The 15,413-nt window shown below is 43.5% G+C and carries 13 protein-coding genes and 1 pseudogene; 4 read left to right on the top strand and 10 right to left on the bottom strand.

Going from position 1 to position 15,413, the window contains the following annotated elements; all coding sequences use genetic code 11:
• Positions 1-139 precede the first annotated feature (139 nt).
• The 3 genes from secY (at position 140) to infA (ending at position 2,359) form a co-directional block, all read left to right on the top strand.
• Positions 140-1,480: a preprotein translocase subunit SecY gene (gene secY, locus H6F41_RS05850; protein WP_190402538.1), complete on the top strand. Its 1,341-nt coding sequence runs from the start codon at positions 140-142 to the stop codon at positions 1,478-1,480.
• The gene (locus tag H6F41_RS05845; RefSeq protein WP_190402537.1) at positions 1,480-2,037 is read left to right on the top strand and encodes an adenylate kinase; all 558 of its coding nucleotides are present in this window, start codon (positions 1,480-1,482) and stop codon (positions 2,035-2,037) included. The genes secY and H6F41_RS05845 overlap by 1 nt, the downstream gene beginning before the upstream one ends.
• An 82-nt stretch (positions 2,038-2,119) precedes the next feature.
• Entirely contained in the window at positions 2,120-2,359 is a 240-nt protein-coding gene (gene infA, locus H6F41_RS05840; protein ID WP_009625470.1) for a translation initiation factor IF-1, read from the top strand.
• A 46-nt stretch (positions 2,360-2,405) separates the two neighbouring features.
• Here infA and H6F41_RS05835 read toward each other — a convergent pair whose 3' ends face one another.
• The 7 genes from H6F41_RS05835 to rsmD form a co-directional block, all read right to left on the bottom strand.
• Positions 2,406-2,780, bottom strand: coding sequence for a response regulator (locus H6F41_RS05835; RefSeq protein ID WP_190402590.1), 375 nt, complete (start codon positions 2,778-2,780; stop codon positions 2,406-2,408).
• A 58-nt stretch (positions 2,781-2,838) separates the two neighbouring features.
• Complete coding sequence (locus H6F41_RS05830; RefSeq protein WP_190402536.1) at positions 2,839-4,923, bottom strand: ATP-binding protein; 2,085 nt, start codon at positions 4,921-4,923, stop codon at positions 2,839-2,841.
• A 17-nt stretch (positions 4,924-4,940) separates the two neighbouring features.
• On the bottom strand, positions 4,941-5,435 hold the full coding sequence (locus H6F41_RS05825) for a response regulator (protein ID WP_199288679.1): 495 nt from the start codon (positions 5,433-5,435) through the stop codon (positions 4,941-4,943).
• Positions 5,432-7,750 carry an ATP-binding protein gene (locus H6F41_RS05820; RefSeq protein WP_322095880.1) on the bottom strand — a complete coding sequence of 773 codons (2,319 nt, stop codon included), beginning with the start codon at positions 7,748-7,750 and terminating at the stop codon, positions 5,432-5,434. Before H6F41_RS05820 ends, H6F41_RS05825 begins: the two co-directional genes overlap by 4 nt.
• Before the next feature lie 142 nt (positions 7,751-7,892).
• Positions 7,893-9,101 carry a response regulator gene (locus H6F41_RS05815; protein ID WP_190402535.1) on the bottom strand — a complete coding sequence of 403 codons (1,209 nt, stop codon included), beginning with the start codon at positions 9,099-9,101 and terminating at the stop codon, positions 7,893-7,895.
• Between the two features lie 421 nt (positions 9,102-9,522).
• Positions 9,523-10,419, bottom strand: a complete 897-nt coding sequence (locus tag H6F41_RS05810; RefSeq protein WP_190402534.1) for an alpha/beta fold hydrolase — start codon at positions 10,417-10,419, stop codon at positions 9,523-9,525.
• Between the two features lie 88 nt (positions 10,420-10,507).
• Positions 10,508-11,047 carry a 16S rRNA (guanine(966)-N(2))-methyltransferase RsmD gene (gene rsmD, locus H6F41_RS05805; RefSeq protein WP_190402533.1) on the bottom strand — a complete coding sequence of 180 codons (540 nt, stop codon included), beginning with the start codon at positions 11,045-11,047 and terminating at the stop codon, positions 10,508-10,510.
• Between the two features lie 144 nt (positions 11,048-11,191).
• On the opposite strand from rsmD, the gene H6F41_RS05800 reads away from it, so the two are divergent.
• Positions 11,192-13,348, top strand: coding sequence for a lytic transglycosylase domain-containing protein (locus tag H6F41_RS05800; protein ID WP_190402532.1), 2,157 nt, complete (start codon positions 11,192-11,194; stop codon positions 13,346-13,348).
• Between the two features lie 11 nt (positions 13,349-13,359).
• Here the strand turns inward: H6F41_RS05800 and H6F41_RS19330 are convergent.
• From H6F41_RS19330 to H6F41_RS05785, 3 genes and pseudogenes are all read right to left on the bottom strand, one after another.
• Positions 13,360-13,701: pseudogene (locus H6F41_RS19330) on the bottom strand (type II toxin-antitoxin system RelE/ParE family toxin).
• Positions 13,691-13,933 (bottom strand): hypothetical protein, encoded by a 243-nt coding sequence (locus tag H6F41_RS05790; protein WP_190402531.1) that lies wholly within the window; start codon positions 13,931-13,933, stop codon positions 13,691-13,693. The pseudogene H6F41_RS19330 and the gene H6F41_RS05790 overlap by 11 nt, the downstream one beginning before the upstream one ends.
• Positions 13,934-14,086: 153 nt before the next feature.
• Positions 14,087-15,373, bottom strand: coding sequence for an efflux RND transporter periplasmic adaptor subunit (locus H6F41_RS05785; protein WP_242022938.1), 1,287 nt, complete (start codon positions 15,371-15,373; stop codon positions 14,087-14,089).
• Positions 15,374-15,413: the final 40 nt, after the last annotated feature.

Raw genomic sequence — 15,413 nt, 5'->3', positions numbered from 1 at the left:
CATATTCTCTTTTGTTGTTTTTAGGGAACTGTAAGTCTTGCCGTTCTTGATACAACTACAATATTTAAATATTCTTGAGGGCAAATACCGAAATGTAGTCTGCCCTTAACCTACTAGATGCTTTGAGGTAAGTTTAGTTATGGTTGTTAGTAAAGGAAAGACCCCCACAGCACAAGAAACTTTTATGCAAATGGCTCAAGCCGCAGGGCTAAGAGGGCGTTTGCTAGTTACTGTCGGGGTTTTGATATTAGTTAGGCTGGGTATTTATTTACCACTACCAGGTGTTGATCGTTTAAGATTCACCGAAATTGTTAGAAATAATGCCGTAGTTAATTTCTTAGATATTTTCTCTGGTGGTGGTTTGTCTCTACTAGGGATTTTTGCGCTTGGTATTTTGCCATTTATTAATGCTTCGATCATCATGCAATTGATGACTTCAGCATTACCAACCCTTGAAAATCTTCAGAAAAATGAAGGTGAAGCAGGGCGGAGAAAAATCTCTCAATATACTCGTTATGTTGCCTTTGTCTGGGGTGTAATCCAGAGCTGGGGTTTAGGTGTTTGGGTGCAGAACTCTGGCGTGCTGTCGGAGGCAAGCTCCAATTGGATTACCGTGGGTGATGGTCGTGTCATCTTATCCAGCTTTATTTTTCAAACCACAGTAGCTCTGGCTGCTGGCTCCATGTTTGTAATGTGGGCTGGCGAATTGATTACTGAAAAAGGGGTCGGCAACGGCGCATCTTTACTGATTTTTATTAGTATTGTGGCAAACTTACCTACTTCCTTAGGCGACACGATTGCATTGGCGCAAAAGGATAGCTCACGGGTTGGTGGAGTTATTTTACTGCTGTTGATTTTCTTGATTATGATCGTTGGGATTGTTTTTGTGCAAGAAGGTACAAGACGAATTCCGATTGTTTCGGCAAAGAGACAGGTCGGTCGTAAGCTTTACCGTGAGCAAGCTTCCTATCTACCTCTGCGCTTGAATCAAGGTGGAGTTATGCCGATTATTTTTGCCTCTTCGGTCATGATTTTGCCTGCCTATCTCAGCCAAAGTATCAATAACGAGGTGTTTGTTGCGATCGCAACTTGGGTGTCTCCTAGTGGTGCAGGGCATATTCCTGTTTACATGTTATTAATTCTTGGGTTTAGCTTCTTTTACTCAACTCTAGTTCTTAATCCTGTTGAGTTATCACAGAACCTCAAGAAAATGGGTAGCAGTATTCCCACAGTGCGCCCAGGCACAGCCACATCCGACTACATCAGCCGCATTTTAAACAGATTGACTTTGCTTGGCTCAATCTTCCTCTGTGGCATTGCAATTATCCCTAGTGCCTTGGAAAAAGCTACTGGCGTATCAACCTTTAGTGGTATCGGCGCAACCTCTTTACTGATTTTGGTTGGTGTGGCGATCGAAACTTCAAAGCAAATTCAAACCTATGTGATTTCTCAGCGCTATGAAGGTATGGTGAAACAATAATGCCTAGAGTGATTTTAATGGGACCTCCCGGAGCTGGCAAAGGTACTCAGGGCGAAATATTAGCAGAATCTTGGCAAGTGCCAAGAATTGCACCCGGAGATATTTTTCGAGCGGAAATTAAGCAAGAAACTGAGTTAGGGCTCAAGGTTAAATCCTTTAGTGACTCTGGGAGACTTGTTCCCGATGAAGTCGTGATTGAAGTAATTGAGTCGCGTCTAAGACAGCCTGACACTCAATCAGGTTGGATTTTAGACGGATTTCCTCGCACTGTTGCACAGGCAGAAGCACTGGACAACCTATTGGTAGACATCAATCAACCCTATGACTCAGTGATCAACCTTGATGTACCTGATCAGTTTTTAATTGATCGTTTGAAGGCAAGAGCAATCGAACAAGGTCGAGCTGATGACACGGAGGAAGTGATCAAGAATCGCCTAGAGGAATACAATGCCAAAACCAGACCTCTGTTAGAATTTTATGGAAATAAAGTTAAGCAGATTGATGGTACGCCATCTATGCCAGAAGTGACTGAAGCGATCAAGCAATTTCTGGCATAGTTTTAGCCATAATTTCATAATTACTTATTTTATGAAATTATTTAAATAAAGAAAACTTAATCATGAATTTCGGAGAGTTTGTTTGTCAAAAGAAGATGCTATTGAAATGGAAGGGACGGTGACTGAATCACTGCCTAACGCCATGTTTCGAGTTGCTCTCGATAACGGTTTTAATGTACTTGCTCACATTTCGGGCAAGATTCGCCGCAACTATATCAAAATCTTGCCAGGCGATCGCGTGAAAGTCGAGTTGACCCCCTATGACCTCACTAAGGGACGGATTACTTATCGCCTTAAAAATCAAGGTGGCGGCAAGAAATAAATTACATAAAAAAGAGGCGCGAAGCGCCTCTTTTTTATGAATGGGACTACCATGCCAACATACGCGCAATTTGATCGGCGATTTGCAGTGGTTCAAAGGGTTTGGCGATTGCCCCTGCAATACCTAGTTGAGCAAATCTGGCGAGATCGGTTGATTGCACCTTGGCGGTTATTAAAATTACAGGAATATTTTGCGTGGCGGCATTTTGTTGTAGATCCTGAAAGACAGTGAACCCGTCCATTTCAGGCATCATCACATCAAGAAGAATCGCGTCGGGTGCGAGTGCTTCAACTATTTTCAATCCTTCTTTGCCAGAATTAGCGATTTGGACTTTCCATCCCTTAAAGCTCTCTAAACAAACGGCTATGACTTGCGCTAGATTTGGTTCGTCATCAATCAGCAAAATCGATTTAGACATAATTGTAAATTCCTGAATAATGTTACGAATTCTCTTTGTCTACGATTGAGGGGGAGTCTGCTTATCTCCTATAGTGGGGAATTGTGAATGAAAATGTACTTCCTTCTGATAATTTACTTTCAGTCCATATTTTGCCGCCGTGCTGCTGAACTATACTTTGGCAGATCGCTAACCCCAGTCCTGTGCCTCCCAGTTGTCGGGAATCGGAAGCATCGACTTGATTAAAACGCTCGAAAATGCTTTCCAGATGGTTTGAGGGAATGCCCCGTCCTCGATCGCTAACATGAAAAACAACTTCCTCAGTCCCAGATTCTATTCTGATTTCAATTTGGCTCTGGGGTGGTGAGAACTTAATCGCATTACTAAGTAAATTGACTAGGGTTTGTACAAGGCGATCACCATCGGCAAAAATCTGAAAAGATGAGCATTTATCTATGATCTGGATTTGGCTTGCGGTGGCGATCTCTTGCATGGTTTCGACGGCTTGGCGGCATAGTTGCGTTGTATCGTGCCATTGGCGATAGAGACGGACATTGTGGGATGCTAAGCGTTCTAAGTCCAAAATATCATTGACTAATCGGACTAACCTCTCAATGTCGATCGTTGCAATATTGAGCATATTCTTGGCAACTTCGGGCTTTTGGGCTAATACACCAGAGGCAAGTAGTCCCAACGCGCCCCGAATGGAGGATAGGGGTGTGCGGAGTTCATGGCTGACAATGGAAATAAATTCATTTTTGACCCGTTCAACCTTCAGCTTTTCAGTAATATCTTCACCGATGCCAAGAGTTCCCATGATTTCTCCCGATTCATTGCGAAGAAGCGTATTGTTCCAAGAAATTTCTTTCTCTTCCTTAACTTTGGTCACAATAGAATTTTGATAATATGTCCGAAAGTCATTAACTAGGGAATCAGCAAAGTCAAGGCTAATCTGGGCGCTTGGAAGTTGGGGTAAAAAGTTGGTAAACCAGTCTTTGCCCATGACTTCCTCTAGGACGTAACCAGTCGCCTCTAAAAAATATGGATTGACATATTCTACTTGTCCTTGACAATTCAAACCGACAACGATGAGGCGCACATTATCTAATAATGATTGCCAACGTCGATTGGATTCTTGGAGCGCGATTTGCCGTTTAAAAAGTTCGGTAGTACGTTCGGCAACCCGATTTTCTAATTCAGCATTGCTAGTTTGGAGATCGCGATAGAGTTCCGCTTGTTGGATGGCGATTGCTAACTGCACCGATAATTGCTGAAGTAAGCTAATTTCGCTCTGTTGCCAAATGCGTTGATCAGAACATTGGTGGACAATCAACAATCCCCATAACTTTGGAGTTTTATCGTTGATGATCAAGATCGGCAATACTAAATTTGCCCTAACCTGAAATTTTTCTAGTAGTTGCAAATGGCATTCAGTTAAGCTTGCTTTATAAATATCAGAAGTTGCAAAAATACAACCTTCTGCATAGCTCTGTCCGAGATTACCTTGAAAGCAAAACTCGTCAATACGCTGATTTAAACTGGTTTTCCAAGGGGGTAAGACTGACTCCGCAACAACCAGACCACTAAAATCAGGATTGAACTGATAGACAATGGTGCGATCGGCTTTTAAAAAAGCGCGAATTTCTTGGACGATCGCATTAAGAATCTCTTCTAAACTGATGTATTGCCGAATATGTAGCGAGATCTGGGCAATTAAAAGTTCCTGTTCCTGCGATCGCTGCAATTTGCGGGTAAGAATCAGGTGATCGCACACCTGTCCCACACGGGTACAGAGGGATACGGATGTTACCTGACCTTTAACCAGATAGTCGGCTGCTCCCAACCGCATTGTTTGCAAGATAATCTGTTCATTGCCATCATGTCCAGTTAAAACGATTGCATCTAGCTTCGGCACAAGATCGCCTTTCCCCATAGCAGCTAATAACTCCCATCCTTCACCATCGGGGAGAAAATAGTCAACGAGGACAATATCGGGATGTTGCGATCGCCATAGGTATATACCTTCTGCTAGGGTTTCCGCTTCCAAAAAAACATAGGAATGGGAGATATCAGATCGCAGATGGCGAAGGTAAGTCGCACGATCTTCTGCCGAATCATCGACAATCAAAATAGTGATATTAGGGGTTAGGGGTGATGATGTCGTCATGAATTTTAGGCGGGATTTTAGACGGTGAATTGTCCATAGCTAGGCAGAACTGCAAGTTGGAACCAATGCTGAAACAGGGTTTGAATGGTTCCTTGCATAGCGATAACGCCCATAGGTTTGAGGATGTAGCAATTTGCACCATTCCCATAACAGGTTTGAATATCGCGTTGATTGTTTGATGTGGTTAAGACGATAGTTGGTAAAGTTTTCAAATGGGAGGTTTGCTTGACTTGCTTGATGATTTCTCTGCCATCGGTTCCTGGTAAGTTGAGATCGAGCAGTATCGCTACGGGCAGAGGTGCATCCAGATTTTGATATTCCTCTCGTCGGAATAGATAATCGAGCGCCTCATCGCCATCTTCAAATCGTAAAAAACGATAAAGTGATCGCTCTAGTAAATCCAAATTTTGCGTAGCTCTCATGAACATATAAAAGTCTTCATCGCTATCTTCAACGATGAGAATAATTGGATGAGTGAGATCGTCCCAAGGATAAGTTAAGAGATCTTTCATGGCAAATTTAGAGCATTCGCGGGCAAGGTGAAAGACATCGTGGTTCCTTGTCCGTAAGTAGATTGCACTTGAATGCTGCCTTTGTGCTGTTCGACAATCTTGCGGACAATCGTTAGCCCCGCCCCTGTACCACCACCATACTTATTCGGTGCATTTAACCGTTTGAAGATCTGAAAGATTGATTTCAAATGCTTCTCGCGAATACCAATGCCATTATCGCGCACATAGAGCATCACTAAGTCTGGTGTCGTCCCATTCTCAAGCCAGCCAATTTCTGCCAATTTTTCAGGGTTTTCATTGTATTTAAAGGCATTGGTAATTAAATTAATAAAAATTTCTTCAATCAAAAGGCGATCGCCTCTGACCATAGGTAGCGATCGGGTAATTTGAATCTTGCAATTTTGCCATTGCGGATTCATTGCAAATATTTCCATCACAGTTCTCAATGATTGATTGAGATCAAGGGGTTCCATTTGCAACTCCTGACGACCTAAGCGCGAGAATTTTAGTAAAGATTCAATCAATGATTCCATCCGTTTAGTCAGTTTCACCAATGTATTTAGCTTTTCTGTACCATCGCCCTTGAGGATTTCGCCATAGTCTTCTAATAAAAAAGTGGCATAGTTATGAATACCGCGCAGAGGTTCTTTTAAATCGTGGGAGGCGATGTAAGCGAAGGAATCAAGTTCGCTATTAGTACGTTCTAGATCGGAGTTGATTATGGCAAGTTCATGGGCTAGACGCAGGACGATATCCACGATCGCCTGTCGCAGTTCGATCGCGCTGTCCAATTCGCAGGGCAGCCAAGGGTTAGACTTACCGCGCACGATTTCTTTCCAAGCCGCAAAGGATTGGCGAGGAAGCATTGTCACACTACCATCCTCATCAATCTGGGTGGCTTTATCGCGATCGCCTGCCCAAGTTACTGTTTGCTCTTGCTCAGGGCGAAACCATAGCACGTAGCGGTTTTGAACTTTAGAAATTGCCATTGCCATCAAGCCACTGGCGATCGCCTGATATGCAGTCATTTCGGGATAGAGACTAGATAACGCATCGGTAACAAAGAAATCCTGATCAAAGCGATTTTCTAGCCAAGTCAGCAAAGATTTCACAATAGCTATTTCGGGAGTTGTGCCGACCAAAATCAGGCGATTGCCATCGCAAATAGCCGCGCCCTGAGCGCCCGTAAGTGCTAATAAAGCTTCATGATCATGGTCGAGTTCTTCTACAAATCCCGTTGCTTTGGTCAGACGTTCTAAAAACCCACGTTGAATTGTTTTTAGATAAAGTTTGTAATCCAGATCTTTGTTAGCTTCTTTATTGGCTAACTCCGTAGACATTAACTGTCCCAAAAATTCGCAGATTGTCCGAGTTTCATAGGGAATAAATTTGGGGGTGTAATGGTGACAGGCGATCAATCCCCATAGCTTTTTATTTTGAATCAGGGAAACAGACATCGAAGCGGTCACACCCATATTTTGCAGATATTCGATATGGATCGGTGAAACCGATCGTAAAGCACAGTAGCTCATATCCAGAGGTGCTTTTTCAGAGGATGATTTCGTTTCTGGGGATTGTTTATGACTGACTAGCGCCGTTGGTTGATAATTGACATCAGGAATTAGACGCAACCAGTTGAGAGTATAGAGATGTTTTGCCTGTTTGGGAATGTCTGAGTCAGGGTAATGTAGTCCTAGAAATGATTCTAGGTGGGGCTGTTTGGTTTCCGCAATCACAGTTCCGTCCCCATGCTCATTGAAGCGGTAGACCATCACGCGATCGAATCCTGTTAATGCTTGTACTTCCTGCACCACTAAGTCACATAAGGCTAGTAAGTTTTGGGCTGTCTGGATTTTGGCAAGATTATGTTTGATTTGCTGATAGAACTGAAAGAAATCAATTCCCCCTAAGGCTTCCCAAGGTTCCAGTTCCAGTACAATTTCACCCGTGGGGGCGCGATGGACAATGGTATTAAAAGCCCTAGGCAAATGCTCGGCTAATCCATAAAACCCCACGCGCAAAGGATTGGGATATTCAAAATCGCGATCAAGACAACCTTGAATCGCTTTAATCAGTTCTTTCCCTGTAAAGTCGGCTAAGGGGCGATCAAGTAAATCTGCGATCGCAATTCCTAAGAACTCAAAGGAGTTAGCACTTACCTGAGCAATCCGCAAATCTGGCTCGGTGATTACAATCAATAGCCCGTGGGGCTGAATCAAACTAGGAATATGAATCGGTTCGCGATCGCAGTTAGTCAAATTAACCGCTTCAAATTCATCAAAATCAGGATTGACCTGCCGCAAAAATTGATTCACTTTATTGACTCACTTTATTGATTTACGCAGAAGTTGCTAAGACCCCACCCCTAGCTCCTCTCCCAGAAAGAGAGAGGAGAACAAGAAAAATCTCTTACTCCACTTCTCTCGTTCTGGAGAAGCGGATGAGGGCAATCTAGCTCTACACTACCGAATAATTTCTTCTCGATAGGCGGCTGAGATCTAAACGGCTGAGAATACGAGTATATAAATTACTCTCCTCAATGGGCTTACTCAGATAATCATCAGCACCCGCGATAAATAATTGCCGAATTGTTTCGCGATCGGTATGTGCTGATAAAAAAACAATCGGTAAGCTATGCCAAAGAGAATCCGTCCGCACCGCCCTACACAAATCAATACCGCTATAGTCTGGCATGATCAAATCTAAAATCAATAGATCGGGATCAGTTGATTCCAATACCTCCCAAAACTGGTGGGGATTCTGTAAAGTAACCACTTCAATATCCCAATTTTCGAGCAATCGTCGCAGTATTTTGAGCATATGCGGATCATCATCAACAATCATCACCTTAGAGGGATTACTACAGCGTTGATATAACACCTGCAAGACCGTCTTCAGAATTTCTTGCATAGAATCAGGCTTCTCAATAAATGAGTAAACACCTTTACGAGCCGCCATCACACGCGTGCTCAACCCACTCGTCGCCGTCATCATCACCGTCGGAATTTTCTTCTCTCTCTCAGCCAGTTCATCCAACAATATCAGTCCATTCTCTTTAGAATTAGGAAACATCATATCTAGTAAGATCACATCAGGTGCTTCTTGTGCAATTTTTTTTCTAGCAGTTGGTAGATCTAAGGCTGTTTGTACCCGCATTCCCCTAGTTTCCGCTTCTAGTTGAACTGCCTGCGTTAACAAAACATTATCATCAACAATTAATAACAGAGGCAATGGAGAATGAGGAAGTGCGAGTAACGGAACCTCAGATGTCGGCGATGGTTTGAGAGTGATTTGTTCAAGTTTTGTAATTAATTGTCCTAACAACTCCGCGTTAGAACTAACTAAAGGGAAATCACTATTTAGCATCTCTTCAATCTGACGGGCGATCGCCGATCCTTCGGGAAACTCCTTGGCAGTCAAAGAGCCAATCAGCCGATGCGCTTGCAGATATACTTCATCACGCAGATCCTTATCCAATTTATCCTGCTCTAATGCGAGCGCGGCTTGTCGAAACGTCGCGATCTTCTCTGGCAAACTAGCGATTAATTTCTGAGCCATAATCGCAATTACTTCCTCTACTCGAGCCTCTTCTGGGGATGATAAGCTCTCAACTATAGTTTCTTCAGGCAAAGGATTGATCTCCACAGGTTCAGCAACTGTTTGCACAGATACAGCACACAATAACAGGCTTAAGGCAATTTTCAGTTTTCGACGTAATCTCTTAATGTGAATAGCCAGCACTTCCTCACTGGGAAATTCTCCCGCCGACCTGATCAATCAAAACACTACGACTCAATTCAATATCTGTTGTATAGCAAAAAAAGCTTTGCTTAGGACATAAACCCAAGAATCGGGTGGCGGCGCTCTGCGCCGCCACCCGATTCTTGGGTTTTGATTTGTACTAACTAACTCTTGCTTTGCTATATAGCTGTCGCCAGTCTTGTTAGGACAAACCCAAAGAGCGAGTTGCGACGCAAAGCGCCGCAACTCGCTCTTTGGGTTTTGATTTGTTCTGATGCAAGGACTACAGCTATATAACAAAAAACATGAGAAAGACGAGTGGTATGGCTTCCTGCGACAGGGATAGCTATGCCAACTTTTGGAGCCAGTGGATTACAAGGGCATTGACAATTTCAGGACGATCATCGTGGGGGCAATGTCCAGTATTGGGGATCGGAATTACTTGAATATTTTTATTTTGACTTGCGTCTTGATAAATCTTTGCCCCATTAATCGGAGTCCAAGGATCGGCATCGCCCCAAAGCACTAGTAAAGGCTTTTCTAGTTTTGTCAATAAATCTTCGGTTCTTGGGCCTGCGGGGGCGGTCAAAATAGAAGCAAAGACTTTTTGAGCACCTTCATCACAAGATGGCTGATAGAGCATATCGACTAGAGCATCATCGATCGCTTGATGGTTTCGATAAACCTGACGAAGAGAGCTACGAATGTTGCGCTTTTGCCGAACTTGGTTAAATACAAACTTACCTGTGACTTCGGAGCTAACTAGTTTGGCAAAAGCGCCCATAACTAAACGTAATGGTAAATTTAATTCTTCAGGACGATGGTTTAAGCCTCCAGCCGCATTTAGTAAGACAGAGCCGATCGCAATTTCGGGATAGTTGACTGTCATCATGAGGGCGAGTAATGCCCCGATCGAGTTACCGATGAAAACCGCAGGGATTTGGACAAATTCCTGATGAAAGTCCTTGAGTAATTCTTCCCAAAGTTCTAATGAATAATCTAGAGCAGGTTTTGCTGATCCACCAAATCCTAAAAGGTCGATCGCAAATACTTGATAGCCAGCTTCGGCAAAGGCAGGAATATTCTTTTTCCAATGTCCAATCGATGCACCGAAGCCGTGAATTAAAACTAGGGGCGTGCCTGTGCCTGTCACAGAATATTGAATTTTATATCCACGCCATGTCCATGTTTGCAAAGGAGATAAAAGGCGATCGCGAATTTCGGTATTTTCTGTAGTTAGCACTGCGGTGACTCTTGGAAAAGTAGATGACTTTTGAGTAATTGATGAATTTCTATGATTTTAGATGTTCTTCCTGCGATCGGCATCTTGCTTAGTGTGGAAGTTGGTAAAAAATTAAAGCAGTTTGCCCATATTGGCGGCGATCGCAACAGACTAGAGCGCCCATCACATCAGGTAAAGGACGCAGGCGATCGCATTCGGCAATTACTATTGCTTCATCTGTAAGTAAAGGTGGTAGAGCTTTTAACACGGGTTCGTAGAGATTGCTTTGGTAAGGAGGATCAAAATAAACTAAATCAAAAAATTTTGGTGCTAGCTTGGGCAAAATTTTAATCGCATTGCCTTTAATGACTTGAAACTTTTGATCTGGCTTGGCAAATTTCTGCCAATTTTCATTGATGATCCGACAGGCGATTGCGGATAACTCGATGCCAATCACCTGATTTGCACCTCTCGCTAGTGCTTCAGCCCCCATTGCTCCTGACCCAGCACAGATATCTAGCCAATTTGCATTTTTGATCTGACCTTGCAAAATATTAAAAACTGCCGCCCTGACCTTGCTGGGTGTGGGTCTTGTCGATAATCCTGTGGGAGTTTTGATGGAGCGATCGCCCTTGATGCGAATGGACATGACAAATATAGTCTGGGAGAGCTTATTGGACGAACTAAAAAACAGCCGCAGATATTACAATAGCGTGAGTTTGAGTTGAGTAACGAATAGCTTAGAAAATGCTAGGATGCAGGGCGTCAAGAGCGAATCGAAATGAGAAAAATAATGCGTTGGTCAATTGTGCTTGCTGTGGGAATGACACTAGCGGGAGCGAGCGTTCCTCTAATTATTGCGTCCTCAAAGCCCGATTTGAACCAGAACAAGAGTCTAGGCGATAGCGGAAATCGTGAATCTAAATCTAAATCCTTTGATCCACTTACCTACACATCTATTGATCAAAGAATTGCTCAGCTAGAGGCGCAAGCTCAGTCAGCAGGTTTGAGACGCGATGTGCGATCGCAATTGGTAATTGCGGACATTCAGCTTAACAATGGTCAGCCAAAAAATGCGATCGCAACCCTTGATGGACTAGAAAATTCCTATCCACTTCTCGCCGATTATGTCCTCCTCAAACGCGCTCAAGCGCAAACCCAACTGCGGGATCTGCAAGGGGCAAAGGCAACTTGGGAGAATCTTGTAGCCAAATTCCCCAATAGCCCTGCGGCAGCAGAAGCGATGTTTGTGCTAGGGCAAAGTCAACAGCTTTTAGAAAAATTTCCTGCCCATCCGCGATCGCAAGAATTATTATTACGGCAGCTCTCACAGAGTCCTAACCGAGTTGATTTGATCGCGCATCTAGCAACTTATTTTGCTGACTATAAAGGAATTGTGCCGATCCTCAATCGCTTGAATAATCTCTCACCAAACCTCACGGCTGATCAATGGTGGGCGATTGCAGATGCTTACTATTACAATTTTGAATTTGGGAAAGCGGCAATTGCCTATAGTCGCGCCACTGTCAATCCTCAGACTGCCTATAACTATGCTCGCAGTCTCCATCGGGGCAAGCAAAATGATGCAGCACTGGCTGCCTACAATCGCGCTGTCCAAAAATTTCCCCAAAGCCCCCAAGCACCTCGCGCCCTGATTCGGATTACTCAGATTGGTTCCCCTCAAGTGGCGATCGCCGCCGCCGATCAGATTATTGCCAACTATGGCAACACTGCCAGTGAGGCGATTGCGATTAAGGTGGCAATTTTGCAAGATAAACTGCAAAGTCCCCAAGCCGCGAGTAATGCCCGAAATTTATTGCTAGAAAGTTATGGCAGTAGTAATGAGGCGGGAGCCTTGCGTTGGCAAATAGCCAAGGGACAAGCCCGCTCTGGACAGATCGCCAATGCGATCGCAACTATTGATCGTTTAATTGCCGATAGCCCCAATAGTTCTGCCGCCGCCGAAGCTAGCTTTTGGGCAGGAAAATGGGCTAACCAAATTGGCGATCAAACTAAGGCTAAACGTTTTTTTGAATGGACGATTCGCCAGCATCCTGATTCCTATTACGCATGGCGCTCGGCGAGTTCTCTCGGTTGGCAGGTGGGAACCTTCACAACCGCAAGATATACCAATCCTGTGATTGCCTTGCCGAGCGAGAGACAAAGCTTACCCGCAGGTTCAGAAAAGCTTCAGGAGTTATATATTCTGGGACTCGATCGCGATGCCCGTACCCAATGGCTAACTGAGATCGGTGGCAAGCGGACTCTTGAACCCAATGAGATTTTTACGGATGGTGTACTGCGGGTGGCAAATCAAGACAACCTTATGGGCATCCGCACCCTTGAAAGTTTAGACTGGATTGATGTAAGTGATCAGAAAAAATCTGAAATTGCTCAACTCAAAAAGCATCCTGCCTATTTGCGATCGCTATATCCATTCCATTATTGGGAATTAATTTCTAATTGGTCACGCCAGCGCCAACTTTCGCCTGCATTGGTAATTGGATTAATGCGCCAAGAATCTCGCTTTGAAGCCCAAATTCAATCTAGTGCAGGTGCAGTGGGGCTGATGCAAATTATGCCCGATACAGGTTCATGGATTGCTAGCAAAAAAGGTGTCAAGAGCTATAGCCTCAATAAACCTGAAGATAACATTAGCTTCGGCACTTGGTATCTAGACTATACCCACAGTACCTATGGCAATGATTCGATGCTTGCGGTTGCTAGCTATAATGCGGGGCCGGGAGCTGTGGGCAGATGGGTGCAAGGTCGTAAAATTTCTGATCCCGATGAGTTTGTGAATAATATTCCCTATGAAGAAACAAGGGATTATGTATCTAAGGTTTTAGGTAACTACTGGAACTATTTACGCTTATATTCCCCCGCAATTCAACAGCAAATTGAATCTTTGCAAAAGTCAAGTAATTCCAATGCTGCCACGAAGTTCTAAAATCTTATTTGTTAAGTTTTTTCAATAATGCGTCGAACTTCTGTGGCTAAAATGTCTGATTGTTCAGATTTGGAGTAAATAGTAATCAAAATAACGGATGTAGATGTTTTGAGATAGTAGATAACTCGATAGCCAGCACTTTTACCCTTTTGGTTATCACTATTTTTAATCCTTAACTTGAATACTGTATAACCAACATGGGCAATTTGATCGCCTTTAAAGTTTCCTGCTTACAAGTCAACAAGAATTGGTTGTAAATCCTTTCTGATACTGCGGTACTTTTTCGCTAAATTACGCAGATCATTTTTAAACTCATCAGAGAATCTAATCTCAACTAATGGATCAATCGACATCGATTTCATCCCAAAGTTCAGAAATTGGGTGGGTTCTGCCATTCATAGCATCGTCCCAGCCACGTTGAAAACATTCCACCGCAGGAGCTAGCTTTTGCTCTTGACTTGCAGTTATTTCTTGATTTAACAAGTCTCTTAGTTTTATTTTTTCTTGTAGTTCTAACGATCTCATCATGTCGATGAGTGATTCAAAAGGTAGAGATAAATTTACAGTTACTTGGGTTGTCTGCATAGAAAAACTCATTTTAAAATATGTATAAATTCAGAGAAATTTTTAGCTAGTCCTAGTAATTAATTTCTTGTCAGTGCTGCCAAACTTGTCAGTACTGACAAATAAGTATTTCTCAATAACAAAAAAGACTCGCACAGGAATGAGGGTTTTTTGCTACTTTTTCGGAGCATCAGGTAATGGTGCGATCGCAGCGCCGTTTTGTAACTGTAAAATGCCAGCAACCACGACTTTACTGTTAGGCGTTAGCCCTGAAAGAACTTCCTGTTTATTGCCAGTAATTTTGCCTAACTTAACTGGTTTCTGATTCGCAATTAATTGTGTTTGCCCATTCGCCGAACTTTCTTCGGCAACAAATACAAAGTCTTGACCGCCAAGGCGCGAGATTGCCGAAGTTGGGACTAATACCCCAGAGCGCGAAGCCCAAATCAATCTTGCTCTCACAAACTGATTAGACTTAAGTTGATTGTTGGCGTTATTAAAATTCGCTTTAACCAAAACCGATTGATTTTGGGGATTAATATTTGGCGAAATAAAAGCAACGCTTCCTTTGGCAAGGGATTTATCTTGGGAATCCAGTAATTCTACAGGCAATCCCATTCGCAAACGAGGCGCATTTTCGATAGGGACGGCAATCTGCACTTCTAATACTTGATTTTGAGTTACCGTTGTCAATTGGGTGCTTACATTCACATTATCACCGACTTTCACAGGGATATCGCCCACAATTCCCGCAAAGGGAGCCGTCACAGTATAGAACTCCAACTGCACTTCTTCTTGTATTGCCCCAGCCCGATTTTCTTCAATTCTGGTAGCAGCACTATTAATACTTGCCATCTGCGCCGCCATCTGTGCGTCAATCTGGCCTAGCTCAGCCTTGGCATTTCGCAGATTGTTAGAAACTTCATCAAGTCTTTGCTTGGAGATTGCCCCCTCTGAGGACAATTGCGAAAAGCGATTGTATTCCTTTTGATTAAACTCAACACTGGATAAAATTGATTCCTTACGGGCGCGGAGTTGGGCAAGGGTGGCTCGCGCACTCTCAAAATCTGCCTGTGAAGTTGCCACAGCCGCCACAGAACGTTGAACTACGGCTTGTTGTCTAGCGGGATCAATTCCTAAAATTGGTGTTCCTGCCTCTACCCGATCGCCCGCCTTGACATAGATTTCCTGTATATAGCCATCGACTCGCGGTTGCAATGTGACCGACTGGCGCGATTGTAAATTGGCGACATAATCCGAACTATCGGTGACAATCCCTGACTCTACCGCCGCAATTGGTACAGGAATAGCGCCAAAGCCACCACCTTGAGGTGCATTAGCACTACAGGAAACTAGCAAGGTTCCCATTACTGCACCTAAAACTCTACTCAATGATTTGTTTCTCAATGGTTTTAACATCACGATTTGCGATCGCATTTCTTGGTTTTGATATTTGAGCATGAGTATTTGCGACGTGGAGATGACATATTAAGTGGCTGTG

Origin of the sequence: Pseudanabaena mucicola FACHB-723 (assembly GCF_014696385.1) — a bacterium.
Lineage (GTDB): Bacteria > Cyanobacteriota > Cyanobacteriia > Pseudanabaenales > Pseudanabaenaceae > Pseudanabaena.
The sequence above is the reverse complement of the archived record's forward strand: the minus strand, read 5'-3'. Positions and strand labels throughout refer to the sequence as shown.

Excerpts from the sequence above, each read along its gene's own strand:
- H6F41_RS05825 (WP_199288679.1), bottom strand. The coding sequence starts at position 5,435 with ATGAAAGATCTCTTAACTTATCCTTGGGACGATCTCACTCATCCAATT.
- H6F41_RS05785 (WP_242022938.1), bottom strand. The coding sequence starts at position 15,373 with ATGCTCAAATATCAAAACCAAGAAATGCGATCGCAAATCGTGATGTTA.
- H6F41_RS05845 (WP_190402537.1), top strand. The coding sequence starts at position 1,480 with ATGCCTAGAGTGATTTTAATGGGACCTCCCGGAGCTGGCAAAGGTACT.
- H6F41_RS05830 (WP_190402536.1), bottom strand. The coding sequence starts at position 4,923 with ATGACGACATCATCACCCCTAACCCCTAATATCACTATTTTGATTGTC.
- secY (WP_190402538.1), top strand. The coding sequence starts at position 140 with ATGGTTGTTAGTAAAGGAAAGACCCCCACAGCACAAGAAACTTTTATG.
- rsmD (WP_190402533.1), bottom strand. The coding sequence starts at position 11,047 with ATGTCCATTCGCATCAAGGGCGATCGCTCCATCAAAACTCCCACAGGA.
- H6F41_RS05790 (WP_190402531.1), bottom strand. The coding sequence starts at position 13,933 with ATGCAGACAACCCAAGTAACTGTAAATTTATCTCTACCTTTTGAATCA.
- H6F41_RS05800 (WP_190402532.1), top strand. The coding sequence starts at position 11,192 with ATGCGTTGGTCAATTGTGCTTGCTGTGGGAATGACACTAGCGGGAGCG.